Raw genomic sequence first — 26,590 nt, 5'->3', positions numbered from 1 at the left:
TGTCCCCTGGCCGAAACAGCACAATCCAGCATGGCGCGGATTGAATCCGCACTCTTGTCGCCCGTTGATATACGGATGGCCCTGGTTTCAGGTGCCGATACTGCTGAATGCCCTGCCTCGGGTCATATTATTGCCATGTTCGTAACACGGGGATGGTCGTTCTGTTAAGCTATTTTGCTTGCAACCGACTGACAGGCGCGCTTTTTTCGCCACAATTACAACCGGGCCCCGGCCCGATAAGGAGCCGCGATGTCCCGGATCGATCCTGTAGAACTGACCGCCCAGCTTGTCCGTTGCCCTTCCGTGACGCCGGAAGATGCCGGTGCGCTTGATGTGCTGGAAAAGCTGTTGGAAGACGCGGGGTTCGAATGTGTCCGGGTTGACCGCGGCGGAATCCGCAATCTTTTCGCCCGCTGGGGCGCGCGTGGGGCCGACAGGACCTTCGGTTTCAACGGCCATACCGACGTCGTTCCCATCGGCGCGGAAGCGGACTGGTCCCACGCGCCATTCGGAGCGGAGGTCGTCGACGGCGTAATGTACGGGCGCGGCACCACGGACATGAAATCCGGTGTGGCGGCCTTTGCCGCGGCGGCGGTCAACATGTTGCGTGAAAACCCGCCGGACGGAGCCGTCATCCTCGCGATCACGGGGGACGAGGAGGGCGATGCGCTGGATGGCACGACCGCATTGCTCGATCATATGTCGGAGGCCGGGGAACGCATGGATGTCTGCCTCGTGGGGGAACCGACCTGCCCTGAAACCATGGGTGAGATGATGAAAATCGGTCGGCGCGGTTCGCTCAATGCGCATCTGCGCGTGATCGGGCGGCAAGGGCACGCGGCCTATCCGCATCGGGCGCTCAACCCCTTGCCGCCGATGGTGCGCCTGCTGGACCGGCTGGCGTCTCACACCCTCGATGAGGGGAGCGCGCATTTCGATCCCTCCACCCTTGCGGTCGTCACGGTGGATACCGGAAACCCCGCAACGAACGTGATCCCGGCGCAGACGCGTGCGACGCTCAACATTCGTTTCAACGACCTGCACAGTGGTCAGAGCCTGACCGAATGGCTGCGTGAAGAAGCCGACGCGGTGGAGCAAACCTTCGGGGTTCGGGTCGAGATGGAGGTCAAGGTTTCCGGCGAAAGCTTCATAACGCCGCCGGGGCCGCTGTCTGACCTCGTATCCGCCGCCGTAACGGCGGAAACCGGCGTTACGCCGGTGCTGTCCACCAGCGGTGGCACGTCGGACGCGCGGTTCGTCCAGCACCATTGCCCCGTTGTCGAATTCGGACTTGTGGGCCAGTCGATGCATCAGGTGGACGAACACGTGAAGGTCGATCACATTCGCCAGCTTTCCAGCATCTACGAACGTATCCTACGCGATTACTTCGCATGACCTTCATTGTGACGACAACGCAGGACATCGGCCTTTGCCGCGCCCTGAGGCGGGGGGTTTTCATCGACGAGCAAGGCGTTTCCGAAGCGGAGGAGATCGACGAACTGGATCCCGTTTCCATTCACCTGCTGGCCTTCGCCGAAGGTAAGCCTGTCGGTACCGCCCGGATCACGACAAAGGGCGATGTCGCAAAGATCGGGCGCGTCTGCGTGCGTCAGCCGTGGCGCGGTACAGGTGCGGGGGCCGCGCTGATCCGCGCCGCGCTCACCGTTGCACAGGCGGAACCCGGTGTGTCGCGTGCAGTGCTGGGCGCGCAGACCCATGCCCTGGGGTTCTACGAACGCCTCGGCTTTACCGCCTTCGGCCCGGTCTATGACGATGCAGGTATTCCCCACCGCGACATGGAAGCGACCCTGTGAAGCCCACATTGATCGTCATGCTCAAGGTGCCTCGCCCCGGGCGGGTCAAGACCCGGCTGGGGCGGGAGATCGGCATGACGGCGGCGGCGTGGTGGTTCCGGCACCAGACGCGGCGGCTCTTGCGGAGGGTTGTGGACCCGCGCTGGCAGGTTGTTCTGGCCGTAGCGCCCGATGTGGAAGGTCTGGAAAGCCGGGTGTGGCCAACGGACCTGCCGCGCTGGGCGCAGGGGCGGGGGGATCTGGGCCGCCGGATGGTGCGGATGCTGCGGCAGGCACCGCCGGGGCCCGTCTGCCTGATCGGCGCGGATGTGCCGGGCATCGACCGGCAGCGCATCGCGGAGGCATTCGCCGCGCTGGGGCACAATGACATGGTTTTCGGCCCGGCACCCGACGGGGGGTTCTGGCTGATCGGCGCAAAGCGGGGGCCTACCCTGCCGCCCCGTGTCTTCGACGGCGTGCGATGGTCCACCCGCCATGCCCTTGCCGATACGCGGGCCAAGCTTCCCGGAAAGCGCATCGGGTTGGTGGCCACCCTGCGCGACGTGGACACCGTCGACGATTTGCCATGACGGCGCGGGGGGTGCGTGCTACCTCACGGGGATGAGCAAGCTACCCTCCAAATCCGAAATCCTCGACTGGGTCGAGAACAATCCCACCCTGACCGCCAAGCGCGACATCGCCAAGGCTTTCGGCATCAAGGGGGCCGCGCGTATCGACCTCAAGCGCGTGTTGAAAGAACTCGAAGCCGAAGGGCATCTGGAGAAACGCAAACGCAGCTACCGGGATCCGGATCGCCTGCCGCCCGTTTCCGTGCTGCTCGTTACCGGGCCGGACAAGAACGGCGATCTTTTTGCCAAGCCGATGGAGTGGCAGGGCGAAGGGCAGGAGCCCGTTGTACTGGTAATCCCCCGCGCCTCCGATCCCGCCTTGGGCGAAGGGGACCGGATACTGGCCCGGCTGACGCTGGTGAAGGGCGATGACCATCATTACGAGGCGCGCCTGATCCGCCGGATCGGCACCAACCCGAAAAGCGTGTTGGGCATCTTCCGAAAATCCGCCGAAGGGGGGCGCATTCTGCCCATCGACAAGGGTGCGGACCGTGAATGGCAGGTGGCTGCGGATGCGAGCGGTGGTGCGAAGGACGGCGAGTTGGTGGAGGCCGAACAGGCCGGACCCAAGAACCGTCTCGGCCTGCAGCGGGCACGTATCGTGGAACGGCTGGGGGATCCCTCCGCGCCGAAGGCCGTGTCTCTCATCGCGATCCACCAGCATGGGATACCCGATCATTTCCCCGACGAGGTGATGGCGGAGGCGGATCGTGTGAAACCTGTCGGGTTGAAGGGGAGGGAGGATCTGCGGGACCTGCCGCTCATCACCATCGACCCGAGCGATGCGCGCGATCATGACGATGCCTGCTTCGCGCACGCCGACGATGACCCCGACAACGAAGGCGGACATGTTCTCTGGGTCGCCATCGCGGATGTGGCCGCCTATGTGACCCCCGGTTCGGCCCTGGACCGGGAGGCGCGCAAACGCGGAAATTCCACCTATTTCCCCGATCGCGTCGTGCCGATGCTGCCGGACCGGCTGTCGGGCGACCTGTGCAGCCTGCACGAAGGTGTGCCGCGCGCCTGCATCGCCGTGCGTATGGTGCTGGATGCCGAGGGCGAAAAGCTGCGCCATGACTTTCACCGCGGCCTCATGCGCTCCCCCGCTTCGCTGCATTACGAAGAGGTGCAGGATGCGATCGACGGCAACCCCAACGACCGCACCGGCCCCTTGCTGGAGGATATCCTCAAACCGCTCTATGCCGCCTATGAGGCGCTTCGACGGGCCCGGGAGCGGCGTCAGCCGCTCGACCTCGATCTGCCGGAGCGGAAGATCATCCTGTCGGACGAGGGCAAGGTGGAATCCGTCGCCTTCAGGGACCGGCTCGATGCACATAAGCTGATCGAGGAGTTCATGGTGCTGGCGAACGTCGCCGCGGCGGAAACACTGTTGAAAAAAGACACGCCCCTACTCTTCCGCATTCATGAGGAGCCATCCCCCGAGAAGTTGGAAAGCCTGCGCGAAACCGTTCAGGCCGCGGGCTACACGCTGGCAAAAGGGCAGGTCCTGCAGACGGCGCATCTCAACCGCTTGCTGGACGCGGCGGCGGGGTCCGAGGATGCGGAACTTATCAACCTGTCTACCCTGCGGTCGATGACGCAGGCCTATTACGCGCCCCAGCATATCGGTCATTTTGGTCTGGCCCTGCGGTCCTATGCGCATTTCACGTCGCCAATCCGTCGCTATGCCGACCTTCTGGTGCACCGTGCGCTGATCACGGCCCACGGCTGGGGCAAGGACGGGCTGAGCATGGAGGATATCGAGAACCTCGAACGGACGGGGCAGCACATCTCGGACACCGAGCGCCGTTCGATGATGGCCGAACGCGACACGACGGACAGATACCTCGCCGCCTTCCTGTCAGACCGGGTTGGGGCCGAACTGACCGGTCGTATCAGCGGGGTGGCCCGGTTCGGCGCTTTCGTCAAACTGGATGAGACCGGGGCCGACGGCCTGCTGCCCATGCGGGCCATCGGGCGCGAGTATTTTCATTACGATGCCGAAGCTGGAACGCTCATGGGGGCCGATACCGGCATGACCTTGGGCATCGGGCAGCGTGTCACCGTGCGATTGGCCGAAGCCGTTCCTGTGACGGGCGGGATCGCGCTGGAATTGCTGGCGGTGGAGGGCGAAGAGGTCGCCCGCGCCGATCCGTCACGGAAGACTGCCCGCAATCCCCGGCGCAAGGCTACCAAGGCCAAGCGCAAGAAGGACAAGGTAAAGCGGAAGGTCACACGCTCTCGCCGCTGAGGGCATGGGCGAAGGTCCGCAGACGCGCCGGTAGGCCCCTTGCCCGGTTCGGGGCTACGGGTATGGTCACCCCGACGAAGTTGTCGGAGTGAGTGATGCGAGTGTTCAAAAGCAGAATCAGCGTGGCGGCGATGTTTGCGCTGGGGTGCAGTACAGGGGCCATGGCGCAGACAGACCCCGAAGCCTCCCTTCGGCCCAATGCAAAGGACGCGAAGCCCCCCGAAGCCGCGGTGATCAGCGCGCCCGAACTTGCGGAAGAGGCGGTTGCTGAAACAGGCTCCGACGCGGGGCTGCGCGCCTGGATCGAAGCCTTCCGCCCGCGTGCCCTTCAGGCCGGTATCCGCGAGGATGTGTTCGATGACGCGATGCGGAAGGTTCGCTACGATCCGGAGGTCATCCGCCGGGATCGCAACCAGTCGGAATTCACCAAGACCATCTGGGATTATCTTGAAACCGCCACCTCCGACCTACGCATCGCGAACGGTAAGGCGGCGCTTGCCGGCCAACGTGATACGCTCAGCCGGATAGAAGAAAAGTTCGGGGTTGAGAAGGAAATCGTCACCGCGATCTGGGGCCTCGAAAGCGCCTATGGCACTTTTCGCGGCACCGACCATGTGCTCTCCTCGCTGGCGACGCTGGCCTATGACGCCCGGCGCAGTGCCTTTTTCGAAGGCGAGTTGCTGGGTGTGCTGAACATCCTGCAGGACGGCGATACGACGCCGGAGGAAATGACAGGCAGTTGGGCCGGGGCCATGGGCCACACACAGTTCATGCCCTCTTCCTACCTCGCGCATGCGGTCGATTTCACCGGCGACGGCAAGCGTGACATCTGGGGGGATGATCCCGCGGATGCCCTCGCCTCGACGGCGGCCTATCTCAAACACTTCGGATGGACGGCGGGGCAGCCATGGGGCGTCGAGGTCTCATTGCCCGACGATTTCGATTACATGCAAGCCAGCCGGGACATCACCATGCTCCCATCCGTTTGGGCGGAGCGCGGTGTGAAGCCGCAGGCGGGCGGGTCGATCCCGGATCATGCCGAAGCCTCGATCCTGCTGCCGGGGGGCGCGCAGGGCGCGGCCTTCATGATCTTTCCGAACTTCGCGGTGATCGAGCGGTACAACAGCGCAGACGCCTATGTGATCGGCGTGGGCCATCTGGCTGACCGGATCGGGGGCAAGGGCCCCATCGTCGCGGATTGGCCTCGGGGCGACCGGGCGCTGACCTATGATGAGCGGATCGAGCTGCAGACAAGGCTGACGGCGCTTGGGTTCGACACCCAGAAGATCGACGCCAAGGTCGGGCCGCTGACCATCAACGCCGTTCGCGCGTTCCAGAAGGCGCGGGGGCTTGTGCCGGATGGCTACGCATCACTTCGCCTGCTGGAACGTCTGCGCGAAGGCTGAGCGCCCGAAATGGCCGGCGCCGGGCTGGATCAGCCCGGCGACATGCCCCGCAGACGCTCCGACCGGCGGCGCAGCAGTTCCACCACCGTCAGCAGACATATTGAGATGAACACGAGGATCGTCGCCACCGCCAGAATGGTCGGGCTGATCTGTTCGCGCAGCCCGGTGAACATCTGCCACGGCAGCGTTTTCTGCCCGGCCGAGCCGACGAAGAGCACCACGACCACCTCGTCGAAAGAGGTGATGAAGGCGAAGAGCCCGCCCGAGATCACGCCGGGCAAAATGAGCGGCATCTGCACCCGGAAGAACGTCGTGACCGGATTGGCCCCCATGTTGGCCGCCGCGCGCGTAAGCGAATTGTCGAACCCGACCAGCGTCGCCGTCACGGTGATGATGACGAAGGGGATGCCCAAGGCCGCATGGGCAAGGACAACGCCCAGATAGGTGCCCTGCAGGCCGATGCGGCTGTAGAAGAAATACATGCCCGCAGCGGAGATGATCAGCGGCACGATCATCGGGGAGATCAGGATCGCCATGATCGCGCGCCGGAACGGAACATGCGGCTGGCTCAGCCCGATGGCGGCAAGCGTGCCGAAGCCCACGGAAAGCAGGGTGGCGACCGGCGCGATGCGGATCGAGTTCTGCACCGCGTTCTGCCAGTCGGAGTTGGTGAAGAAATCGCGGTAATGCTTCAGCGAATACCCGTCCGGATCGAAGCGCAGCATTTCCGGCGTGAAGGTAAAGAAATCCTCGGCGTTGAAGCTCAACGGCATGACCACGAGGATCGGCGTGATCAGAAAGATGAAGATCGCGCCGCAGATCACCCGGAAGGTATAATGCCACAGGACCTGGCCGGGGGTGAGATAAGGGGCGACCTTTGCCCTGTATCGCCCTTCGTAGAGCCAGAAGGTCAGCCAGCCGAAGAACAGCCCGAACAGCGCGCCAATAACCGCCGCGACGAGGCCCCCGATGAAGAAGCCGCCAAGCGCCATGAGCAGCGCGAGCCCATAGCGGGACGTCTTCTCCTTCCCCAGAACCTCGGCCATCAGGTAGGCGGCGGCTCCCATAACGACGGCGCCAAGAATCAGGCCGATCAGGCCGCTGCCCTGAGCGGTGCCGACCAGCAGCCCGGCGAAGGCGCCGAAGGCCGCCACAACGGAGGCGTAGAAGCTTGCGGGGGTGCGTGAAACAGGTGTCAGAACGGCCATGATCTCAGCCCCCCAGCTTGACGTTGTCGATACCGACGATCTTGTCGTAGGCGTAGTAGAGCAGCAGCACCGCGGCCAGCAGGATCGTCCCCAGTGCGGCAGCGAGCCCCCAGTTCAGCGATTGCGAGATGTGATAGGCGATCCGGTTCGAGATGAAGATACCGGATGTGCCGCCGACGATTTCGGGCGTGATGTAGTAACCGATCGCAAGGATGAAGACGAGGATCGACCCCGCACCGATGCCCGGAACCGACTGCGGGAAATAGACCCGCCAGAAAGCCGTCCAGTTCGTGGCGCCAAGCGATTTGGCGGCGCGCAGGTAGCTGGGCGGGATTGTCTGCATCACCGAATAGAGCGGCAGGATCATGAACGGCAACAGGATATGGGTCATCGCGATGATCGTGCCGGTCTGATTGTTGATCAGCACCAGCCGGTCCATCGTGTCCACCAGCCCCAGCCAGACCAGCGTGTCGTTGATGACACCCTGTTGTTGCAACATCACCTTCCACGCGCTCGTCCGTACCAGCAGAGAGGTCCAGAAAGGCAGCAAAACGAGGATCATGAGCAGGTTCGCGGTGCGAGCGGGCAGGTTGGCGAGGATCCACGCCACGGGATAGCCCAGCAGGATGCAGGAGGCCGTGATTGTTAGCGACATCACCAGCGTACGCCAGAACAGTTTGATATAGATCTGCTGGTTCTCGGGCCGCATCTCTGGCCCGTCGGGCGATTTCTGCATGTCGATCGCGTTCAGGAAGTATCCGTTCGTGAAACGCGGTGAATAGGTTTTGATCGTTTGCCAGACCTCCGGATCGGTCCAGTCCTTGTCGATGTCCTGAAACGCGGCGACGTAATCCACCGTTTCGAAGGTGTCGACCGCGGCGGCGGCTGCGCGCAGTTCCTCTGCGGCGGGGCCTGAGTAGTCGTTCAACCTGGCGGCGGCGGGGCCTGTCAGGTCGTCATAGAGCGCGGAATAGACAATGGCCCAGGGGTCTTCCTTGGCCAAGTTGTCTTCATCCACGGTCTGGATGAATTTCGCATAGGCGCTGAAGGTCTCCGAGGTCTGGGGGAGCAGTTCTTCGATACCGTCGCGAAGTTCGAACCGGGGCTGACGCGCGTCCCCCTTGGGGTCCCAGGCCGCCATTTCGGCGTTCCACTCGTCCGACCCCATGAGGGCATTCCAGTTCTCACCCTCTTCCCAGAATTCGTTCAGGTCCTCGAACTGGTCCTGATAGACCTCTCCCATGTCCTCGACCTTGCGCCCGGACTTGCGGAAAAGAGACGACATGCCGGTCATCTCGTAGTTGAGCCGTCCGCCCAGCACCGTGTGCTGCTTGCGTTCGGCGGCAAAGAAAATGTCCTGATAAAGTGCCTTGAAAACGGCGGGATCGGGTGGGGTGCCGCTATCGGCATCCCATTCGGCGAGCATCGGCGTTGTGCGGGGCAGGGTTTCGGCGACGACATCGTTTTCGACCGAGCGGAACAGCATGTCCGCGATCGGTGCGATGAACGTGATCAGCACGAAAATGAGAAGGGGGGCGATCAGGGCAAGGGCGCGAAGCTTCTGCATCCGCAGTGCCCGGCTGAGGGACCGCTTGAGCGGCGTTCCATCGGCGGCAAGAACCGGGCCCGAGGCTTCCGCGTCGGCAATGCGAATGCCGTCGTCGGGGGTAGGGGCGCTTTTTGCGGTGGTAGCGTCGGTGACGTCGGTCATGGCGGCCTCGCGGGTGGGGCTGTCTATAGGGTCATCGGATCAACCGATGAAAGGGGAAGGGGCCGCGTGGCCCCTTCCGGTATCGAAGCGCTTATTGCGCCAGCCAAGCCTGGAACTTGGCGTCGATGTCATCACGGTAGTCAGCCCAGAACTCGTAGTTGTAGAGGAACGTGTTCTTGGCGTTTTCCGGATCGGTCGGCATGTGGGGTGCCATCTCGATGCCCAGTTCGGCGTGCTTGCCCACCAGCGGTGCGGAGGATTTCCGTGCCGGACCGTAGGAGATGTACTTCGCCTGATCCGCCAGACGCTGGGTGTCTGTCGCGAAACGGACGTAGTCGAGCGCACGGGCCTGACGCTCTTCGGACAGGCCGGTCGGGATGATCCAGCCGTCAAGGTCGAAGACCTGCGCGTCCCACATCATCGCGACGGGCTGATCCTGCTCTTCGATCAGGCTGAACAGACGACCGTTGTAGGTGGAGCCCATGATGACTTCGCCGTCAGCCAGAAGCTGGGGCGTGTCGGCACCGGCGGACCACCAGATCACGTCGTCCTTGATGGTTGCCAGCTTGTCGAGTGCCTGCTGCTGACCTTCTTCGGTCTCCAGCACGTCATAGATTTCTTCCTTGTCGACGCCATCGCAGAGCAGGGCCCATTCCATGTTGCCGATCGGGCGCTTTTCCAGCGCGCGCTTGCCCGGATATGTTTCCGTGTCGAAGATCGCGCAGATGTCTGTGGGCGGTGTGTCGCCGACAAGGTCGGTGCGGTAGCCCACGGTTGTCGAATAGACGATCTGCGGGATGAAGCAGTCACCGACGAGCAGGTCGCCGAAGTCATCGCTCGCGCTGGAGCCGTCGTCACCTTCGGCGAGCATTTCGTCCGGGTCGATTTCCATCGCCAGACCTTCATCGCACAGACGCAGGGCGTCGGATGCAACAACGTCGACGACGTCCCATGTCACGTTGCCCGCTTCTTTCATGGCGCGCAGCTTGGAAACCGCTTCGGCGGAAGATTCATCGTTGATGATCTTGACGCCGGTCTTTTCCATGTAGGGGTCGTGATAGGCCTTCTGCTGGGAGTTGGAGTAGGCTCCGCCCCAGCTGACGATTGTCATTTCATCGGCCATATGTGCATCGGCGTGCACCATGCCCGCGGCGATGGTCAGGGCCGACGTGGCCAGTAGTGTCTTGGTCAATTTCATTCGGTAGTCTCCCATTTTTCGCCCGTTTGGGTGTTGAAGGTGTGACATCGGGCTTGATCACAGCCTCTCTCTCGATCGCCTCCACGCCCTGGGGCGGGCAGCGACGGGTCGCGCGCGCGTCAGGCGTCCAACGCGCGGCAATCTTCGGGCAGCCAGCCGATCTGCACATGGCTGCCGGGTTCCAGACGAACCTGATCCGCCCGGTTCCGCGTCTTGACGACGAAATCGTCCACGCCCGCGACGCGCAGGCGTGTGCGGAAGACGTCGCCCATGTAGATGAATTCCAGAACCTCGGCCTTGAGCGTATGCGCGTTCTCGCCAAGCTGCGGGTTGATCTCCACCCGCTCGGGCCGGATGGAAACGCGCGTGCGCTCCCCCACCTTGCTGACGTTCACCGGCTTCGCGTCGATCACCTCGCCGCTGTCCAGTTTCACGACGCAGATGCCGTCCGAAATTTCCTGCACCACGCCATCCAGCGTATTGTTCTCGCCGATGAACTGGGCCACGAAGCTGTTTTCCGGCTCTTCATAGAGCTTGTCCGGCGGGGCAAGCTGCTGGATGCGGCCATCGTCGAAAACGGCGACCCGGTCGGACATCGTCAGCGCTTCTGTCTGGTCATGGGTCACGTAAACCACGGTAATACCCAACTCATGGGCGAGGTTCGTGATCTCGAACTGCAGCGTCTCGCGCAGCTGTTTGTCCAGCGCGCCGAGCGGTTCGTCCATCAGCACGAGTTCGGGTTCGAACACCAGCGCCCGTGCGAGCGCGATCCGCTGCTGCTGGCCACCCGAAAGCTGGGTGGGGCGACGACCGGCGAAATCCTGCATCTGCACCATGCTGAGCGCACGGTTCACCTTTTCCTTGCGCTCCGACTTGCTGATCCTGCGGACCTCAAGCGGAAACGAGAGGTTTTCCGCCACGGTCATGTGCGGAAACAGGGCGTAGTTCTGGAACACCATGCCGATGCCGCGCTTGTGCGGCGGGATGTTGTTGATCGAAACGCCGTCCAGCCGGATGTCTCCGTGGGTGGCGGTTTCGAAACCGGCCAGCATCATCAGGCAGGTCGTCTTGCCCGAACCGGACGGCCCCAGCATCGTCAGGAACTCTCCCTTCGGCATGCTGAGGTTGAGATCTTTCACGACAAGAGTTTCGCCGTCATAGCTTTTCTGAACGCGATCGAATTCGACGAACGCGCCGTTTTTCTGTGTGTCGGCCAAAACTGGCTCCCCATTGGACTTGGCGGTTTTCCGCGCTTGTTGCAGCGATGTAAAACCATACCAGCCCGAGTTTGCAACCGATTTACCGAGTTTTGGGTCTGGAAGCGTCATTTGCAGGCCATTTTGCGGCGTAGAGGGTGGAATCAGTCGATTGACCTGCCCAATAAATAACTTGCATGGAGCTTAGCGCTGTTTCACCGTTTTCCCGGACCACAGGGAATCGTGCGATATGCCAGCCATCGATTTGCCGTTCGAACGCGCGGAATATGACCGCCGGCTTACTCTGGTACGACATGCGATGGAGGCAGCGGGGCTGGACGCGCTTTTCGTCACCGATCCCAGCAATCAGGCGTGGATCACCGGCTATGACGGCTGGTCCTTCTACGTGCATCAGGGGGTCATCGTTCTGCCGGATGACGATCCTGTCTGGTGGGGCCGCAATCAGGATACGAACGGGGCGTTACGCACGGTCTGGATGTCTGCCGACCGGGTCCGCGGCTACGCCGACAATTATGTTCAGTCCACCGAAAGGCACCCGATGCAGGCCCTCGCGGAGGCGTTGCGGACGCATGACCTCGAAAGCGCGCGCATCGGGGTGGAGATGGACAATTACTATTACTCCGCCAAGGCGCATGGGACCCTCTGTGCATCACTGCCCCGCGCGGAGATCCGGGATGCGACGGCGCTTGTGAACCGCCAGCGCACCATAAAATCCGCGCCGGAACTGGATTATATGCGCAAGGCGGCGGCGATTTCCGAAAAGATCGTGGATGGTTTGTTGGAACGGGTTGAGCCGGGGATGCCCAAGAACGAGGTGGTGGCGGAGATCTATCGCGACGCGATCCGCGGCGTTCCCGGCGCATGGGGCGACTATCCGGCCATCGTGCCGCTGCTGCCCTCGGGGACCGATGCCGCTGCGCCGCATCTGACGTGGGATGGCCGCCCCTTTGCCACCGGCGAGGCGACGTTTTTCGAGATCTCCGGCTGTTACCGGCGATATCACGCCCCCTTCTGCCGGACGCTGTTTCTGGGAACGCCACCGGATTACCTCAAAAGGGCAGAGGCAGCACTGGTGGAGGGGTTGGAAGCAGGGCTCGAGGCCGCGCGCGCAGGCAACCGTGCCTGCGATGTGGCGAATGCACTGGCCGCACCGTTGGAACGGGCGGGGATCGAACGCGGGGCGCGCTGTGGCTACCCCATCGGGCTCAGCTACCCCCCGGATTGGGGCGAGCGGACCATTTCACTGCGCGCCGAGGACGAAACCGTGCTGGAACCCGATATGACCTTCCACTTCATGCCCGGCCTTTGGATGAAAGATTGGGGGATCGAAATCACCGAAAGCATTCGCATCCGGGAAAGCGGCCCTGTGGAGACGCTCTGCAACCGTCCGCGCCGGATGTTCGTCAAGTGAGCGATCTGGAACATACCGTGGCCGAGCTTGACCGGCTCGTGGCCTTTCCCACGGTCTCCACCGACAGTAACCGGGAAATGTCGGAATCGCTGCGCGACGATCTGGCGGCTCTCGGCGCGCGGTGTCACCTGTTTATCGACGACGGCGGGGCAAAGGCGAACCTCTTTGCCTCTCTCGGGCCGGATGTGCCGGGCGGTGTGATGCTGTCTGGGCATACGGATGTTGTGCCGGTGACCGATCAGGAATGGTCTGACCATCCGTTCCGGCTGCGCCGCGAGGGGGAGCGGCTCTTCGGGCGGGGGACCTGCGACATGAAGGGTTTCATCGCCGCCGCCATGGTAAAAGCGCGCCGGTTCGCGGAAATGCCGCTGAAGCGCCCGGTGCACTTCGCCTTCACCTATGACGAGGAAACCGGTTGTCTGGGGGCGCAGGCCCTGATCCCGGAACTGGCCAAGCGCGGGCTGCGCCCTGATATCGCGATCGTCGGGGAGCCCACGGAAATGCGGGTGATCGAAGGCCACAAAGGCTGCTGCGAATATACCACCCGCTTCACGGGGCTGGAGGGGCACGGATCGGATCCCGACAGGGGGGTGAATGCCGCAGAATACGCGGCGCGCTTCGTCATGCGTTTGCTAGGCCTGCGGGAGGAACTGCGCGGTCGCGCCCCGCCGGACAGCCGGTTCGAGCCGCCGCAAACCACGCTCAACATCGGGCGTATCGCGGGCGGGCATGCGCATAACGTTATTGTCGGTCGGGCCGAGGTGGATTGGGAATTCCGCCCCGTCCAGACAGAGGACTATCACCATGTCCGGCAGGTGATGGAGGCCTATGTCGAGGAAGAGTTGCTGCCGCACATGCGGGCCATCTGCCCCGATGCCGACATTTCGACCGAGACCATGGGCGAAATCACCGGGCTGCAGCCCGTGCCGCTGAACGCGGCGCGCGACCTCGTGGCCGGGCTATTGGGGGCCAACGGTGCGGATGTGGTGCCTTTCGGCACCGAGGCGGGGCTGTTCCAGAACTACGGCGTCGACGTGGTGGTCTGCGGCCCGGGATCGATCCGGCAGGCGCACAAGCCGGACGAATATGTCGAACTCGACCAGCTTGATGCCTGCCTGCGGATGCTCGACCGCCTTGGCGAACGGTTGATCTGAAACCCGTCAGCCCAAGGGTGACGGGGTGTCGTGTTCGGGTATCGCCGCGCTCAACAAGCTCTTTTCCTGCAGCTCGGTATAGGTCGCGTCCAGCGCCGCCTTTGCGCGTTTTGCGAAAATGTCGATCTCTTCGGGGGTGATCACGAGCGGCGGGGAAATGATCATCCGGTCACCGACGTGGCGCATCACCAGATTGTTGGCAAAGCAATGCTCCCGGCAGATGTAGCCCACGGTGCCCTTGTCTGCTGCAAAGGATGCGCGGGTTTCCTTGTCCGGGGTCAGCGGCAGCGATGCCATCATCCCCGAAATGTTGACCCCGCCGACCAGCGGATGCTCTGCCAGACCGTCCAGCGCACGGGACAGGGCGGGGGCCGCGACCTTGTTGATATGATCGAGGATGTTCTCTTCCTGCATGATGCGCAGGTTTTCCAGCGCCACCGCGGCACAGACCGGGTGACCGGAATAGGTGTAGCCGTGATTGAATTCGCAGGCGTTGATCACTTCGGCCACCTCGTCGCAGACGATGGAGCCGCCGATGGGCGCGTAGCCGCTGCTGAGCCCTTTCGCGATCGTCATGATATGCGGCTTGATACCCATGGTCTGGGAGCCGAACCAGTTGCCGGTGCGCCCGAAGCCGCAGATCACCTCATCCGCGATGATAAGCACGTCGTACTTGTCGCAGATGCGCTGGATTTCGGGCCAGTAGGTCTTGGGCGGTACGATGACCCCGCCCGCACCCTGCACCGGTTCCCCGATGAAGGCGGCGACCTTTTCGGGGCCGAGTTCGAGGATCTTCGCCTCCAGTTCCTGCGCCCGGGCAAGGCCGAAGTCTTCGGGGCTCTGATCTCCGCCTTCGGACCACCAGTCGGGTTGGTTGATGTGGTGGATTCCGGGGATGGGCATGCCGCCCTGTTCATGCATGAACGCCATCCCGCCAAGGCTGCCGGACCCCATGGAAGAGCCGTGATAGGCGTTCTTCCGGCTGATGATGTGGCTCTTGTCGGGTTGTCCCTTTTCAGCCCAATAGGTGCGGACCATCCGGATATTCGTATCGTTCGCCTCTGACCCCGACCCGGCAAAGAAGACGTGGTTCAGGTCATCCGGCGCCAGATCCGCAAGTTCCTTTGCCAGAGCGATGGCGGGGACGTGGGTTGTCTGGAAGAAGGTGTTGTAGAACGGCAGTTCGTTCATCTGGCGTGCCGCGACGCGGCCCATCTCTTCCCGCCCGTAGCCGAGGTTGACGCACCACAGGCCCGCCATCGCATCGAGGATCTGATGGCCTTCGCTGTCGGTCAGGTAAACGCCCTTGGCCCGAGTGATGATGCGCGCGCCTTTTTCCGCCAGTTCGTCGTTGGTGGTGAAGGGATGCATGTGATGTGCGGCGTCCAGCGCCTGAAGTTCGGAGGTCGGCAGATGATTCGTGACGGCTGACATGGGGGGCACCTTGTATTCCGGGTTATGTCTGGGGCGCGTAAATGCTTGGCTTGCAGAATATGATCAAATTACGCGCTGTCAAATCGAATAACCGACTGGCAGATCAGTTTTCGAATGCCGCCGCGATCTGCCGCATGCCCTGGGCCACGTCTTCTGCCATGGCGCGGGCGGCGCCGTCGGCATCCCGGCGGGCGATGGCGTCGAGAAGGTCGGCATGTTTGTCGGGCAGGTTGCTCGTGCCGAAACGACCGCAAATCACCCGCAGCGAAGGGCCGAACCGGAGCCAGAGCTGGTCAACCGTGGCGGCCATGATCGGTGCGTTTGCGGCAGCGTTGATCAGGCTGTGAAACTGGTAGTTATGGGTCAGGTAGCCGTTCACGTCGCCCCGGTCGATTGCCGCGTTCAAGGCCTCGTCGCAGGCAGTAAGAGCGTTGATCTGGGGCGATTCGATCAAGCCCGTCGCGCGCCGGGCAAGCTCCGGTTCGAGCGCTTCGCGCATGAATCCCAGCTCTTCCATGCACAGCGGGGTCAGCACGGGCACCGTGACCCTGCGGTTGCCCTGATGGGTCAGCGCGCCTTCTGAAATCAGGCGGCGCAAAGCTTCGCGTACCGGGGTCATCCCGGCATCCAGCCGCTCGACCAGCCCTTGGATGGTAACAGCCTGACCAGGCGCCAGATCTCCGAACAGGATCAACTGGCGCAGGCGTTCGTAGACATGCTGATGGGCGGGCATCTTCGCCGCCTCGGCCGAAGGCAGGGTCTGCATTTTCATGGTCGGTTCCTGCTTCATCGTGCTGCCCATTTTTTCACGTATGCTACATCCTTTACCGGGTGGATTACGCGTGAAAGCATAAATCATCTTGCCGCAAGAGGCAAAACTTGATCAAATTGGCGAAAGCCGGTGACAACCCGGCCACATGAAGGGAGTAACAGATGAATTACCGTTTGATGAGCAGTGTCGCCGCTGCGACGCTCATGGCAACAACGGCCGTCGCCGAAGAGGTGCGCGTCTACAACTGGTCCGACTATATCGACGAATCGCTGCTCGACCAGTTCGAGCAGGAAACCGGCATCGATCTGGTCTACGATGTATTTGACAGCAACGAGGTTCTGGAAACCAAGATGCTGGCCGGCGGGTCCGGTTACGACGTCGTGGTGCCGTCCGGTACGTTCCTGCAGCGCCAGATCAGCGCCGGTGCCTTCCAGAAGCTGGACCAGTCGAAGCTACCGAACCGGGAAAACCTTTGGGACGTCATCGAAGACCGGGTCAGCAAATATGATCCGAACAACGAATACGCCATCAACTACATGTGGGGCACCACCGGCATCGGTGTGAACATCAACAAGGTCAAGGAAGTGCTGGGCGAGGATGCGCCCGTTGGTTCCCTGTCCCTGATCTTCGATCCGGCCAACATGGAAAAGCTGTCGGAATGCGGTGTGCATTTCCTCGACGCTCCGGTCGAGATGATCCCCGCCGCTCTGGCCTATCTGGGTGAGGACCCCGACAGCCAGGATGTCGACACGATCGAAAAGGCGGAGCCCGTCCTGGCCGCCGTGGCGCCCTATGTCCAGAAGTTCCACAGCTCGGAATACATCAACGCGCTGGCCAACGGCGACATCTGCGTGGCCTTCGGCTGGTCGGGTGACATCCTGCAGGCCCGCGACCGTGCCGCCGAAGCCGACAACGGGGTAGAGATCGAATATTACGCGCCGAAAGAAGGCGCCCTGATGTGGTTCGACAACATGGCGATCCCCGTCGATGCCCCCAATCCCGAGGGCGCGCACAAGTTCCTGAACTTCATCATGGACGCGCAGAACATGGCGAAGGCATCCAACTACGTCTATTACGCCAACGGCAACAAGGCGTCCCAGGAATTCCTGGAAGAGGACGTGATCGGCGATCCGGCGATCTACCCGGACGAGGCGACGCTGGAAAACCTCTACACCACCAGCCCCTACGATCCCAAATTGCAGCGGGTCGTCACCCGCATGTGGACCAAGGTCAAGTCGGGCACCTGAATCGGGACAATACGCAGGGGGCGGGGCCGCAAGGTCCCGCCCCTTTTTCACGAAGCACGCAAGTGTCACGCAAGGAATTCTTCGTTGAGCCAGACCATCTTCGCTCCATGGGACGACCCGAACGAAAAGCCGCTGATCCGGTTTGAGAATGTTACCAAGAAATTCGGTGAATTCGTCGCCATCGACGATCTGTCGCTGGATATCTACACGCAGGAATTCTTCGCGCTGCTGGGTCCCTCGGGCTGCGGCAAGACGACGATGATGCGCATGCTCGCGGGTTTTGAAAACCCGACCCGCGGGACCATCGAACTTTCCGGCCAGAACATCGTGCCCGTGCCGCCGAACAAGCGGGCCGTGAACATGATGTTCCAGTCCTATGCGCTCTTCCCGCATCTGAGCGTCCGGGAAAATATCGCCTTCGGTCTCAAGCGCGACAAGATGGACAAGGAACGGATAGAGGCCCGCGTGGCCGAGATGCTGAAGCTTACCCGGCTTGAAAAGTTCGCCCAGCGCAAACCGCATCAGATTTCCGGCGGGCAGCGGCAGCGCGTGGCGCTGGCGCGCAGCCTTGCGAAGGCGCCCAAGCTTTTGCTGCTCGACGAACCGCTCGGTGCGCTCGACAAGAAATTGCGGCAGGACACCCAGTTCGAGCTGATGGATATTCAGGAAAGCACCGGCACGACCTTCGTGATCGTTACCCACGATCAGGAAGAGGCGATGACAGTTGCAAGCCGCGTGGCCGTCATGGACGAGGGGCGGATCATACAGGTCGCGACCCCGGCCAATATCTACGAATACCCCAATTCGGTCTATGTCGCCGACTTCATCGGTGATGTGAACATTCTCGAAGGGCGGGCGAAACCGGTCGGCGAAGACCGGTACGAAGTGCTCTGGCACGAGGGTGTAGCCCCCGTCACCGCGACCTCCTCCGCGCCCTTCAGCGACGGGCAGACGGCGCATCTGGCAATCCGGCCCGAAAAGATCGCGATCAGCACCGACCGCCCCGACAATGCCGACAACGCGATGGAGGGGAAGGTTCTGGACATCGCCTATCTTGGCAACCTCAGCACCTATCATGTCGGACTGCCGGGTGGTCAGGTCATCAAGGCGCAAACCGCGAATACACGTCGCATCGCCCGCCGGGACATCACATGGGAAGATCCGGTCTGGATCAGTTGGAGCGCCACCGCAGGCGTGCTGCTGGCCGAATGATGCGCCGCCTCGATATCCAACCCGGAAGGAGCGGGACATGCTGATGCGTCGCGCCCTCCTGATCGCAGTGCCCTATCTCTGGCTGCTGCTGCTCTTTCTCGTCCCGTTCCTGATCGTCTTCAAGATTTCCCTGTCGGATATCGCGCTGGCGATCCCGCCCTATACCCCGACCTTCAAGGACGGAATTGCCGAGCTGATCAGCCAGCTCGATTTCGAGAATTTCGTCTTCCTTGCCTCGGACGACCTGTATTGGAAGGCCTACCTTAGTTCGCTGCAGATCGCAGCGCTCTCCACCTTCATGACGCTTCTGGTCGGGTATCCCATCGCCTACGGGATGGCCCGCGCGCCCGAAGAATGGCGCCCGACGCTGATGATGCTGGTGATCCTGCCCTTCTGGACCTCGTTCCTCATCCGGGTTTACGCGTGGATGGGGATTCTCAGCAGCGAAGGTTTGCTGAACCAGTTCCTGATGTGGCTTGGCCTGATTGGGGAGCCGCTGACGATCCTGAACACCAATGTCGCCGTCTATATCGGGATCGTCTATACCTATCTGCCCTTTATGATCCTGCCCATCTACGCCGCCCTCGACCGGATGGACGAATCGCTCATCGAAGCGGCGGAGGATCTGGGCTGTTCGCGCACGCAGGCCTTCTGGCTGGTGACCGTGCCGCTCAGCCGCAACGGAATCATTGCGGGTTGCTTCCTCGTCTTTATCCCGGCCTTGGGCGAATTCGTGATCCCGTCGCTGCTGGGTGGTTCGGGCACGCTGATGATCGGCAAGGTTCTGTGGGAGGAGTTCTTCAACAACCGTGACTGGCCGGTGGCCTCTGCGGTGGCGGTGATCCTGCTCTTGATCCTCATCGTGCCGATCGTGCTGTTCCAGCGCAACCAGCAGAAACAGGCGGAGGCCGAGGCATGAGACGTCTTTCATGGTTCAACGTCACCTCCCTGACCCTCGGATTCGCCTTTCTGTACCTGCCGATGCTGATCCTCGTGATCTACAGCTTCAACGCCAGCAAACTGGTAACGGTATGGGCGGGATTTTCCACCCGGTGGTACGGCGAATTGATCCAGAACGAAGCCTTCCTCGGCGCCGCATGGGTAACGCTGAAGGTGGCGTTGATGTCCTCCACCTTGGCGACATTGCTGGGAACGATGGCAGCTTATGTTCTGGTACGCGGGGGGCGCTTTCTGGGGCGTACGTTGTTCTCGGGAATGATCTACGCCCCTCTCGTCATGCCGGAGGTCATTACCGGCCTGTCGCTGCTGCTGCTCTTTATCGGGATCGGTCTGGACAGGGGCGTGCTGACCATCGTTCTGGCCCATACGACGTTTTCCATGTGCTACGTTTCTGTCGTCGTATCCTCGCGGCTGGTTTCCTTCGATCGCTCGCTGGAGGAAGCGGCGCTGGATCTGGGATGTTCTGCGTGGGATGCCTTCCGGCTCGTGACCCTGCCGATCATCGCGCCTGCCGTCATCGCGGGCTGGCTGCTGGCTTTCACCCTCAGTCTCGATGACCTCGTGATCGCGTCGTTCACCGCCGGACCTTCGGCCACGACACTGCCGATTAAGATCTTCTCCGCAGTGCGGCTCGGCGTTTCGCCCGAGATCAACGCGCTCTCCACCATCATGATCGCGATTGTGGCCACCGGGGTGATCACCGCATCGCTCATCAGCAAGCGGGCCAGCCTGCGCGCCCAGAAGGAGGCGCAGGCGGCGGAACGGGCATCGGGATGAAGCGCATCTATTCCGGTTTCGCCTATAGCGCCGCCCCCCGGGCAAACTGCTGGTGGGATCGGACGTGCGACCTGCCGGAACGCCCCACGCTGCAGGGTGATCTAACTTGCGACGTCGCCGTGATCGGGGCCGGGTTCACCGGCTTGTCCGCGGCAATGCATCTTGCGAAAGAAGGCGTGTCGGTTGCCGTGCTCGAAGCGGAACGGGTCGGATGGGGCGCGTCGGGCCGCAACGGCGGTTTCTGTTGCCTCGGCGGTGGTATGCTGGACAACGCCGGATTGGAGGCCCGCTTCGGCGCAGAGGGCCGCCGGGATTGGCGCGCGACGGAGGCGGCCTCGGTTCGTTTCGTGCAGGATCTGATCCGGGAGCTGGGGATCGACGTCGACCGCCATTCGGAGGGGGAAACGCGCCTTGCCCATCGCCCTTCGGATTTCGAGGGGATGAAGCGCGAGGCGGAAGAGATCGAGGCGGATTACGACGTTACCCCAAGGCTGATCAAGGCCGCGGACCTCCCCAAAGAGGGTATGAACGCGGGCTTTCATGGCGGGCTGACCACGCCGGTGGGCTTCGCACTCAATCCCCGCAAATACCTCGCAGGTCTGGCGAAGGCCGCGGAAGACGCAGGGGCGCGCCTTTTCGAAGGCACGCCAGCCCATGCCATACACGACGACCGCCCCGGATTTTCGCTGGATACGCCGCAGGGACGCGTTCGGGCGGGGCGGGTCATCGTGGCGACGAATGGCTATTCGTCCGAGGACCTGCCGGACTGGCTGCGCGGGCGCTACATGCCGACGCAATCGAGCGTCATCGTCACCCGCCCGCTGACGCAGGTGGAACTGGACGCGCAGGGCTGGACCAGCGCACAGGCCTGCTATGACACGCGCCGTCTGCTGCATTACTTTCGCCTGATGCCGGACAGGCGGATGCTGTTCGGCGTGCGGGGCGGGCTGCTGTCAAACCCACGTTCCGAAAAACGCGCGCTGGCACGGGCGCGCCGGGATTTCGAAGCGATGTTTCCCTCTTGGAAGCATGTCGAAACACCCCATGGCTGGTCCGGCATGGTTTGCATCGCGCGCGACCGGATGCCCTTCGTTGGGCCGGTTCCGGGGCGCGAGGGGCTGTTTGCTTCGCTGTGCTATCATGGAAACGGGGTGGCGATGGGCAGCTATTCGGGCGCTGTCGTCGCGGAACTGGCTCAGGGCAGAAAGCCTTCCCGGCTCTATCCGCAGCCGATGAAAACACCGCTGTCGCGGTTCGAACTCGGCAGGTTCCGCCGTGCCGTCATGCCACCGGCTTATGCAGCTTTCGCACTGGCGGACCGCTAAGTCCCGCCCCCTTCGCGTTGTCCGGGATCGACCTTTGCCGCCCGCTGTCGCTGCAGGGTCAACTGGCGCTGCCGTTCGCGGAAACGCGCCTTGTCCGCGTCGGAGGTTTCCGCATGGCAATGGTGGCAGGAGACGCCCGGCTCGTATTCAGGGCGCTCCCGGTCTTCGGGCAGGATGGGCCGCCGGCACCCGTGGCAGAGGATATGCGGCCCTTCTGCGAGCCCGTGGCTGACGCTGACGCGGTTGTCGAAAACGAAGCAGTCACCCTGCCAGCGGCTTTGTTCCTGTGGGACGTCCTCAAGGTATTTCAAAATCCCGCCCTTGAGGTGAAAGACCTCCTCCACCCCTTGGCCGAGAAGGTAATTCGTCGATTTTTCGCAGCGGATGCCCCCCGTGCAGAACATGGCAATCTTCTTGCCCGCGAACCGATCCCGGTTCTTTTCCCACCATTCGGGAAATTCCCCGAAGCTGGCTGTCCGGGGATCGACGGCGCCGTCGAAGGTGCCGATGGCCACCTCGTAGTCGTTGCGGGTGTCGATCACGACAACATCGGGTTGTCCGATCAGGGCGTTCCAGTCCGCCGGGGCGACGTAGTGGCCCGTGCCTTGCATCGGGTCCACATCGGGCTGTCCCATCGTGACGATCTCCCGCTTCAGGCGCACCTTGAGCTTGCCGAAGGGGGCGCTGCGGGCGGTCGATTCCTTCCACTCCAGATCAGCGCATCCGGGCAGGCCCCGCAGATGCGCCAGAACCGCGTCGATCCCCGCCCTGGGCCCGGCGATGGTGCCGTTGATCCCTTCGCGGGCCAGCAAAAGCGTGCCTCTGACCTCTTGGGTTTCGCACAGCGCCAGAAGGTCGGGCCGCAGCGCGGCCGGATCGTCGAACCGGGTGAAGTGATAAAGGGCGGCGATGGTATACATGGCCGGTCAGATAGGCCGCCGTGCCGGGGTCGCGCAAGAGGCCACAGGCCAAAACCGGCCTTACATACGGCGGTTGTTCCGTCTAGGCTGCCGCCGAACATCGCAAGGGACGATACGGAATGCAGGCATTGGTCGTGATCGACGTACAGAAGGATTTCTGCCCCGAGGGCGCGTTGGCAGTGCCCGGCGGCGAAGCGATCGTGCAGGGGATCAACAGCCTGATGGCCGAAGTGGATGCCGTGATCCTCACGCAGGACTGGCACCCGGCGGGCCATTCCTCCTTCGCGTCAAGCCATCCGGGCCGCGCGCCCTATGAAGTGATCGAAATGCCCTATGGTCCGCAGGTGCTCTGGCCGGATCACTGCATTCAGGGCAGCCTTGGGGCGCAGTTTCACGGCACGCTTCAGGCTGAGCGGGCCGATCTTATCCTGCGCAAAGGGTACAACCCCGCCATCGACAGCTATTCCGCCTTTTTCGAGAACGATCACGAAACGCCCACAGGTCTCGAAGGATATCTGCGGTCGCGCGGGATCGACCGTTTGCTGATGGTCGGTCTCGCGACCGATTTCTGTGTCGCCTATTCCGCGCTGGACGGGGCGCGGCTGGGTTTCGACGTCGAAGTGCGCGAGGATCTGTGCCGGGCCATCGACCTCGACGGTTCGCTGGCGCAGGCAAGGGCACACATGCGTGAGGCGGGCGTCGTGCTGGCCTGAACAGACGGGCCGAGGGCGCGGCCCTTGCCCTTCGCCCGGTACCTCGCCACAAATAACCAGCTTTTTCGGGATTGAACCATGGTCGACATCGCCACGCGCGTCTGGAATCACAAGTGGAAGATCGACCCCATCGTTCGTTCGCTGATCGATACCGATTTCTACAAGCTGCTGATGTGCCAGTCGATCTTCCGCAACAAGCCGGATACGCAAGTTACTTTCAGCCTGATCAACCGGTCCACGCATGTCCCGCTGGCGAAACTGATCGACGAAGGCGAATTGCGCGAGCAGCTCGATCATATCCGCTCACTCTCCCTCAGCCGGGGGGAATCGACATGGCTGCGGGGGAATACCTTTTACGGCAAGCGGCAGATGTTCCGGCCCGATTTCATGGAATGGTTCGAGGGCCTGCGCCTGCCGCCCTATCATCTGGAGCGGCGCGGCGATCAATACGAGCTGACCTTCGAAGGCAAGTGGCACGAAGTCATGCTGTGGGAAATTCCGGCGCTTGCGGTGCTGATGGAATTGCGGGGCCGGTCGGTTCTGGACGGAATGGGCAAGTTCGAGCTTCAGGTGCTCTATGCCCGCGCGATGACGCGGGTGTGGGAAAAGATCGAAGCCCTGCGCGAGATCGAAGGCCTGACCATCGCCGATTTCGGCACCCGCCGCAGGCACAGTTTCCTGTGGCAGGACTGGTGCGTGCAGGCCATGCGCGAAGGGTTGGGCAGTGCCTTCACCGGCACGTCGAACTGCAAGATCGCCATGCACCGCGAGGTGGAGGCAATCGGCACCAATGCCCATGAATTGCCCATGGTCTATGCCGCGCTGGCCGAAAGCGATGCCGAACTGGCCCGCGCGCCTTATACGGTTCTGTCGGACTGGCACGATGAACACGAGGGTAACCTGCGCATCATCCTGCCGGACACCTACGGCACCAAGGGGTTTCTGGACAACGCACCGGACTGGCTGGCGGGTTGGACCGGCATCCGCGTCGATAGCGGCGATCCCGAAACGGCCGCGAATGTAGCTATCGACTGGTGGAAGGCGCGCGGCGAGAACCCGGCGGAGAAACGCGTGATCTTCAGTGACGGTCTGGACGTGGCGAAGATACACGAGCTTCACGCGAAATTCGCCGGACGGGTGAAGGTATCTTTTGGCTGGGGCACCCTGTTGACCAATGATTTCCGTGGGCTGGTGCCCGATGATGCGCTCGCGCCCTTCAGCCTTGTGTGCAAGGCGGTCAGCGCGAATGGCCGGCCTACGGTCAAGCTATCGGACAACCCCAACAAGGCGATGGGCCCCGAAGCGGAAATAGAGCGCTACAAGCGTGTGTTCGGCGTGGGCGACCAGCCCGCGCTAGAGGTCGTCGTCTGAAGAAAGTGCGCCGCGGGCCATTAGTTCCGCACGCCGTGCCTGCCGCTCTCGCCACACGATCAGCAGGCCGCCCCCGGCAATCAGCAGCGCCCCCGGGAACAACTCTGCCCAAGGGGTTTCGCCGTAGAATGCCCAGCCCAGCACGAAAGCGATCGGGATGCCGAAATAGCTGAAGGGGGCAAGGTTGCTCTGTTCCGTCATCCGGTAGGCCGCGATCAGAAGCAGAACGGCGATCCCGCCGAAGGTGCCCATCGCCAGGATCCAACCCAGATCGGAGAGCTGTGCCAGCGGACTGAACCCGGTGCTGACGAATGCGAGTAGCAGCGAACCCAATGCCGCCACCCCTGAGGAATAGAGATTGATGAGCGCGGTCGGCACCTCGTCGTCCATCATCCGCGCGGTAACTCCTGTCAGCGCGTAACAGGCCGCGGCGGCCAGTGGCAGCAGGGCGGCGGGGGAAAAGCTGTCGCGGCCCGGCCCCACCACCATCACGACCCCGACGAATCCCACGATCACCGAGGCCCAGCGGATCCAGCCTACCTGCTCACGCAGCAGCGGCACGGCCAAAGCGACAGCGAAGGGCGCGCTGGCGTAGGTGATCGTGGATGCGGTCGCAAAGCTCAGCAAGCCGAGGGAAAGATAGAAGAAATACTGCGCAAAGGTCAGCACGACGCCCCGCATCAGGGCAAACCGCCATTGCCGCATGCCAAGCTGACGGCCCTTCGCGTGCCAGTCCTTCGACGACCACAGCGCGATTGCCGCAGGTATCAGGCCACAGAGATTGCGATAGGCCGACAGTTCCGCCGCGCCGTAGTCCGCTGACAGGCGCTTGATGATCAGCCCCATGCCGTCAAAGAGGACCAGCGCCAGCAGGGAGTAGAGAATCGCAAGTGTCGTTCGGTTCGTTGGCATCCTGCACCGGCTCGAAAAAGCGCGGATAGCTCTTCGCCCGCCCGCCCCTTATGGCGGCCAACGGGCGATTTTGCCATCTGCGTTCCGCTCCCGGGGCGCGGATTGTCGCAAAGAGACCTTGCCAGAGATGGGTCAAAATGCGTAATTGAGCGAGCTTGGTGTTCCGAAAAGCGCATCTGCGTGGAACTGAAAAGGGAATTCGGTAAGGGATCCATCGATCCGGAAGCCGGAGCCGCCCCCGCGACTGTAAGCGGTGAGCCGATGCCAATGATGCCACTTGCCCGGAAGGGTGGGGAAGGCGGGCAGGGGCCACGACCCGCGAGCCAGGAGACCTGCCAGGCGAAGAAACGCAATTGGCCGTCGGGTGTGACGGTAAGGAGACCGATATGACAACCATGATCCAGACCCTCGGTGTGAGCGGCACGCGCTTCATTCCCGCGGCTTTCGTTGCCGTTCTGGGCGTGACGCTGATCACGCTCACCGGGCACGTACAGGCCGCCGCGCTGCACGACGCGGCCCATGACGTGCGCCACGCGACCGGCTTCCCCTGCCACTGATATGATTTCCAGATTTGTCGTCAGCGCGTTGTTCGCTGGCGCTGCGGCAGGCCTGATAGCGGGTCTGCTGCAGTTGGCGTTTGTGCAGCCGGTTCTTTTGCAGGCCGAACTGTTCGAAAATGGAACCTTGTCCCATTTCGGGTCCGACCCTGCCCCGGTGAACCTCGGCTGGGCGGCCATCGATCCTGTGCGGGACGGATTGAGCATCGTGTTCAGCATGCTGATCTACACCGGCTATGCGCTGGTGCTCGTCGCGGCCATGAGCCTTGGCGAGGAGCGCGGGAGCATGGCCAACGGCCGGTGGGGCATCCTTTGGGGGATAGGGGGGTTCATCGCCTTTCACCTCGCCCCCGGCTTTTCGCTCGCGCCAGAGGTTCCGGGCGTGGCGGCGGCGGATATCGGCGCGCGTCAG

At 62.7% G+C, this 26,590-nt stretch carries 24 protein-coding genes and 1 riboswitch; of the genes, 16 read left to right on the top strand and 8 right to left on the bottom strand.

What is annotated here, in order from left to right:
* Positions 1 to 249: 249 nt before the first annotated feature.
* The 5 genes from dapE (at position 250) to A3728_RS02505 (ending at position 6,079) form a co-directional block, all read left to right on the top strand.
* A complete protein-coding gene (gene dapE / locus A3728_RS02530; RefSeq protein ID WP_067919963.1) occupies positions 250 to 1,395 on the top strand; it encodes a succinyl-diaminopimelate desuccinylase in 1,146 nt (381 codons plus the stop codon).
* Complete coding sequence (locus A3728_RS02525; RefSeq protein ID WP_067919962.1) at positions 1,392 to 1,814, top strand: GNAT family N-acetyltransferase; 423 nt, start codon at positions 1,392 to 1,394, stop codon at positions 1,812 to 1,814. The genes dapE and A3728_RS02525 overlap by 4 nt, the downstream gene beginning before the upstream one ends.
* Positions 1,811 to 2,383: a TIGR04282 family arsenosugar biosynthesis glycosyltransferase gene (locus tag A3728_RS02520; RefSeq protein WP_150120614.1), complete on the top strand. Its 573-nt coding sequence runs from the start codon at positions 1,811 to 1,813 to the stop codon at positions 2,381 to 2,383. Before A3728_RS02525 ends, A3728_RS02520 begins: the two co-directional genes overlap by 4 nt.
* Positions 2,384 to 2,414: 31 nt before the next feature.
* Positions 2,415 to 4,673 carry a ribonuclease R gene (gene rnr / locus A3728_RS02515; RefSeq protein ID WP_067919959.1) on the top strand — a complete coding sequence of 753 codons (2,259 nt, stop codon included), beginning with the start codon at positions 2,415 to 2,417 and terminating at the stop codon, positions 4,671 to 4,673.
* Positions 4,674 to 4,804: 131 nt separating this feature from the next.
* On the top strand, positions 4,805 to 6,079 hold the full coding sequence (locus A3728_RS02505) for a lytic murein transglycosylase (protein WP_082850897.1): 1,275 nt from the start codon (positions 4,805 to 4,807) through the stop codon (positions 6,077 to 6,079).
* A 29-nt stretch (positions 6,080 to 6,108) separates the two neighbouring features.
* On the opposite strand, the gene A3728_RS02500 is transcribed toward A3728_RS02505, so the two are convergent.
* The 4 genes from A3728_RS02500 to A3728_RS02485 form a co-directional block, all read right to left on the bottom strand.
* A complete protein-coding gene (locus A3728_RS02500; protein WP_067919955.1) occupies positions 6,109 to 7,287 on the bottom strand; it encodes an ABC transporter permease in 1,179 nt (392 codons plus the stop codon).
* 4 nt (positions 7,288 to 7,291) lie between these two features.
* Positions 7,292 to 8,998, bottom strand: a complete 1,707-nt coding sequence (locus A3728_RS02495) for an ABC transporter permease (protein WP_201722115.1) — start codon at positions 8,996 to 8,998, stop codon at positions 7,292 to 7,294.
* A gap of 91 nt (positions 8,999 to 9,089) precedes the next feature.
* The gene (locus A3728_RS02490) at positions 9,090 to 10,196 is read right to left on the bottom strand and encodes an extracellular solute-binding protein (RefSeq protein WP_067919953.1); all 1,107 of its coding nucleotides are present in this window, start codon (positions 10,194 to 10,196) and stop codon (positions 9,090 to 9,092) included.
* 119 nt (positions 10,197 to 10,315) lie between these two features.
* Positions 10,316 to 11,413: an ABC transporter ATP-binding protein gene (locus tag A3728_RS02485; protein ID WP_067919951.1), complete on the bottom strand. Its 1,098-nt coding sequence runs from the start codon at positions 11,411 to 11,413 to the stop codon at positions 10,316 to 10,318.
* Between the two features lie 229 nt (positions 11,414 to 11,642).
* On the opposite strand from A3728_RS02485, the gene A3728_RS02480 reads away from it, so the two are divergent.
* Both A3728_RS02480 and argE read left to right on the top strand, forming a co-directional pair.
* Positions 11,643 to 12,824, top strand: a complete 1,182-nt coding sequence (locus tag A3728_RS02480) for a M24 family metallopeptidase (protein ID WP_067919950.1) — start codon at positions 11,643 to 11,645, stop codon at positions 12,822 to 12,824.
* Positions 12,821 to 13,978, top strand: coding sequence for an acetylornithine deacetylase (argE, locus tag A3728_RS02475; protein WP_067919948.1), 1,158 nt, complete (start codon positions 12,821 to 12,823; stop codon positions 13,976 to 13,978). Before A3728_RS02480 ends, argE begins: the two co-directional genes overlap by 4 nt.
* A gap of 6 nt (positions 13,979 to 13,984) precedes the next feature.
* Here the strand turns inward: argE and A3728_RS02470 are convergent, their stop codons facing one another.
* Together A3728_RS02470 and A3728_RS02465 are read right to left on the bottom strand one after the other, a co-directional pair.
* Positions 13,985 to 15,412, bottom strand: coding sequence for an aspartate aminotransferase family protein (locus tag A3728_RS02470; protein ID WP_067919946.1), 1,428 nt, complete (start codon positions 15,410 to 15,412; stop codon positions 13,985 to 13,987).
* Between the two features lie 103 nt (positions 15,413 to 15,515).
* On the bottom strand, positions 15,516 to 16,184 hold the full coding sequence (locus A3728_RS02465; RefSeq protein ID WP_150120613.1) for a GntR family transcriptional regulator: 669 nt from the start codon (positions 16,182 to 16,184) through the stop codon (positions 15,516 to 15,518).
* Between the two features lie 161 nt (positions 16,185 to 16,345).
* Here A3728_RS02465 and A3728_RS02460 point away from each other — a divergent pair, with 161 nt between their 5' ends.
* The 5 genes from A3728_RS02460 (at position 16,346) to A3728_RS02440 (ending at position 21,705) form a co-directional block, all read left to right on the top strand.
* The gene (locus A3728_RS02460) at positions 16,346 to 17,431 is read left to right on the top strand and encodes a polyamine ABC transporter substrate-binding protein (RefSeq protein ID WP_067919944.1); all 1,086 of its coding nucleotides are present in this window, start codon (positions 16,346 to 16,348) and stop codon (positions 17,429 to 17,431) included.
* 84 nt (positions 17,432 to 17,515) lie between these two features.
* On the top strand, positions 17,516 to 18,643 hold the full coding sequence (locus tag A3728_RS02455) for an ABC transporter ATP-binding protein (RefSeq protein ID WP_067919942.1): 1,128 nt from the start codon (positions 17,516 to 17,518) through the stop codon (positions 18,641 to 18,643).
* Positions 18,644 to 18,686: 43 nt separating this feature from the next.
* A complete protein-coding gene (locus A3728_RS02450) occupies positions 18,687 to 19,562 on the top strand; it encodes an ABC transporter permease subunit (protein ID WP_067919996.1) in 876 nt (291 codons plus the stop codon).
* Positions 19,559 to 20,380 (top strand): ABC transporter permease, encoded by an 822-nt coding sequence (locus A3728_RS02445; protein ID WP_067919940.1) that lies wholly within the window; start codon positions 19,559 to 19,561, stop codon positions 20,378 to 20,380. The genes A3728_RS02450 and A3728_RS02445 overlap by 4 nt, the downstream gene beginning before the upstream one ends.
* Positions 20,377 to 21,705, top strand: a complete 1,329-nt coding sequence (locus tag A3728_RS02440; protein ID WP_067919937.1) for an NAD(P)/FAD-dependent oxidoreductase — start codon at positions 20,377 to 20,379, stop codon at positions 21,703 to 21,705. Before A3728_RS02445 ends, A3728_RS02440 begins: the two co-directional genes overlap by 4 nt.
* Here the strand turns inward: A3728_RS02440 and trhO are convergent.
* Complete coding sequence (gene trhO, locus A3728_RS02435) at positions 21,702 to 22,625, bottom strand: oxygen-dependent tRNA uridine(34) hydroxylase TrhO (protein WP_067919935.1); 924 nt, start codon at positions 22,623 to 22,625, stop codon at positions 21,702 to 21,704. The two genes, A3728_RS02440 and trhO, sit on opposite strands and share 4 nt — an antisense overlap.
* 119 nt (positions 22,626 to 22,744) lie before the next feature.
* On the opposite strand from trhO, the gene pncA reads away from it, so the two are divergent.
* The gene (gene pncA, locus A3728_RS02430; protein ID WP_067919933.1) at positions 22,745 to 23,338 is read left to right on the top strand and encodes a bifunctional nicotinamidase/pyrazinamidase; all 594 of its coding nucleotides are present in this window, start codon (positions 22,745 to 22,747) and stop codon (positions 23,336 to 23,338) included.
* A gap of 78 nt (positions 23,339 to 23,416) precedes the next feature.
* On the top strand, positions 23,417 to 24,709 hold the full coding sequence (gene pncB / locus A3728_RS02425) for a nicotinate phosphoribosyltransferase (RefSeq protein ID WP_067919931.1): 1,293 nt from the start codon (positions 23,417 to 23,419) through the stop codon (positions 24,707 to 24,709).
* Here the strand turns inward: pncB and A3728_RS02420 are convergent.
* Complete coding sequence (locus A3728_RS02420; protein ID WP_067919930.1) at positions 24,692 to 25,621, bottom strand: DMT family transporter; 930 nt, start codon at positions 25,619 to 25,621, stop codon at positions 24,692 to 24,694. The two genes, pncB and A3728_RS02420, sit on opposite strands and share 18 nt — an antisense overlap.
* 139 nt (positions 25,622 to 25,760) lie before the next feature.
* Positions 25,761 to 25,975: riboswitch (cobalamin riboswitch) on the top strand.
* A gap of 32 nt (positions 25,976 to 26,007) precedes the next feature.
* Here A3728_RS02420 and A3728_RS22150 point away from each other — a divergent pair.
* Both A3728_RS22150 and A3728_RS02415 read left to right on the top strand, forming a co-directional pair.
* Complete coding sequence (locus tag A3728_RS22150; protein ID WP_082851087.1) at positions 26,008 to 26,178, top strand: CbtB domain-containing protein; 171 nt, start codon at positions 26,008 to 26,010, stop codon at positions 26,176 to 26,178.
* A gap of 1 nt (position 26,179) precedes the next feature.
* Positions 26,180 to 26,590, top strand: a 411-nt coding sequence (locus A3728_RS02415) for a CbtA family protein (RefSeq protein ID WP_201722289.1), incomplete at its 3' end; no start/stop codon positions are given.

The organism is Sulfitobacter sp. HI0040 (genome assembly GCF_001634885.1).
In the GTDB taxonomy this organism is placed as follows: Bacteria; Pseudomonadota; Alphaproteobacteria; order Rhodobacterales; family Rhodobacteraceae; genus Sulfitobacter.
The sequence above is the reverse complement of the archived record's forward strand: the minus strand, read 5'-3'. Positions and strand labels throughout refer to the sequence as shown.

What these genes read in the sequence shown, in the direction of transcription:
- dapE (WP_067919963.1), top strand. Translation starts at nt 250, where the DNA reads ATGTCCCGGATCGATCCTGTAGAACTGACCGCCCAGCTTGTCCGTTGC.
- A3728_RS02525 (WP_067919962.1), top strand. Translation starts at nt 1,392, where the DNA reads ATGACCTTCATTGTGACGACAACGCAGGACATCGGCCTTTGCCGCGCC.
- rnr (WP_067919959.1), top strand. Translation starts at nt 2,415, where the DNA reads ATGAGCAAGCTACCCTCCAAATCCGAAATCCTCGACTGGGTCGAGAAC.
- A3728_RS02505 (WP_082850897.1), top strand. Translation starts at nt 4,805, where the DNA reads ATGTTTGCGCTGGGGTGCAGTACAGGGGCCATGGCGCAGACAGACCCC.
- A3728_RS02500 (WP_067919955.1), bottom strand. Translation starts at nt 7,287, where the DNA reads ATGGCCGTTCTGACACCTGTTTCACGCACCCCCGCAAGCTTCTACGCC.
- A3728_RS02495 (WP_201722115.1), bottom strand. Translation starts at nt 8,998, where the DNA reads ATGACCGACGTCACCGACGCTACCACCGCAAAAAGCGCCCCTACCCCC.
- A3728_RS02490 (WP_067919953.1), bottom strand. Translation starts at nt 10,196, where the DNA reads ATGAAATTGACCAAGACACTACTGGCCACGTCGGCCCTGACCATCGCC.
- A3728_RS02480 (WP_067919950.1), top strand. Translation starts at nt 11,643, where the DNA reads ATGCCAGCCATCGATTTGCCGTTCGAACGCGCGGAATATGACCGCCGG.
- A3728_RS02470 (WP_067919946.1), bottom strand. Translation starts at nt 15,412, where the DNA reads ATGTCAGCCGTCACGAATCATCTGCCGACCTCCGAACTTCAGGCGCTG.
- A3728_RS02465 (WP_150120613.1), bottom strand. Translation starts at nt 16,184, where the DNA reads ATGAAAATGCAGACCCTGCCTTCGGCCGAGGCGGCGAAGATGCCCGCC.
- A3728_RS02460 (WP_067919944.1), top strand. Translation starts at nt 16,346, where the DNA reads ATGAATTACCGTTTGATGAGCAGTGTCGCCGCTGCGACGCTCATGGCA.
- A3728_RS02450 (WP_067919996.1), top strand. Translation starts at nt 18,687, where the DNA reads ATGCGTCGCGCCCTCCTGATCGCAGTGCCCTATCTCTGGCTGCTGCTG.
- A3728_RS02445 (WP_067919940.1), top strand. Translation starts at nt 19,559, where the DNA reads ATGAGACGTCTTTCATGGTTCAACGTCACCTCCCTGACCCTCGGATTC.
- A3728_RS02440 (WP_067919937.1), top strand. Translation starts at nt 20,377, where the DNA reads ATGAAGCGCATCTATTCCGGTTTCGCCTATAGCGCCGCCCCCCGGGCA.
- trhO (WP_067919935.1), bottom strand. Translation starts at nt 22,625, where the DNA reads ATGTATACCATCGCCGCCCTTTATCACTTCACCCGGTTCGACGATCCG.
- pncA (WP_067919933.1), top strand. Translation starts at nt 22,745, where the DNA reads ATGCAGGCATTGGTCGTGATCGACGTACAGAAGGATTTCTGCCCCGAG.
- pncB (WP_067919931.1), top strand. Translation starts at nt 23,417, where the DNA reads ATGGTCGACATCGCCACGCGCGTCTGGAATCACAAGTGGAAGATCGAC.
- A3728_RS02420 (WP_067919930.1), bottom strand. Translation starts at nt 25,621, where the DNA reads ATGCCAACGAACCGAACGACACTTGCGATTCTCTACTCCCTGCTGGCG.
- A3728_RS22150 (WP_082851087.1), top strand. Translation starts at nt 26,008, where the DNA reads ATGACAACCATGATCCAGACCCTCGGTGTGAGCGGCACGCGCTTCATT.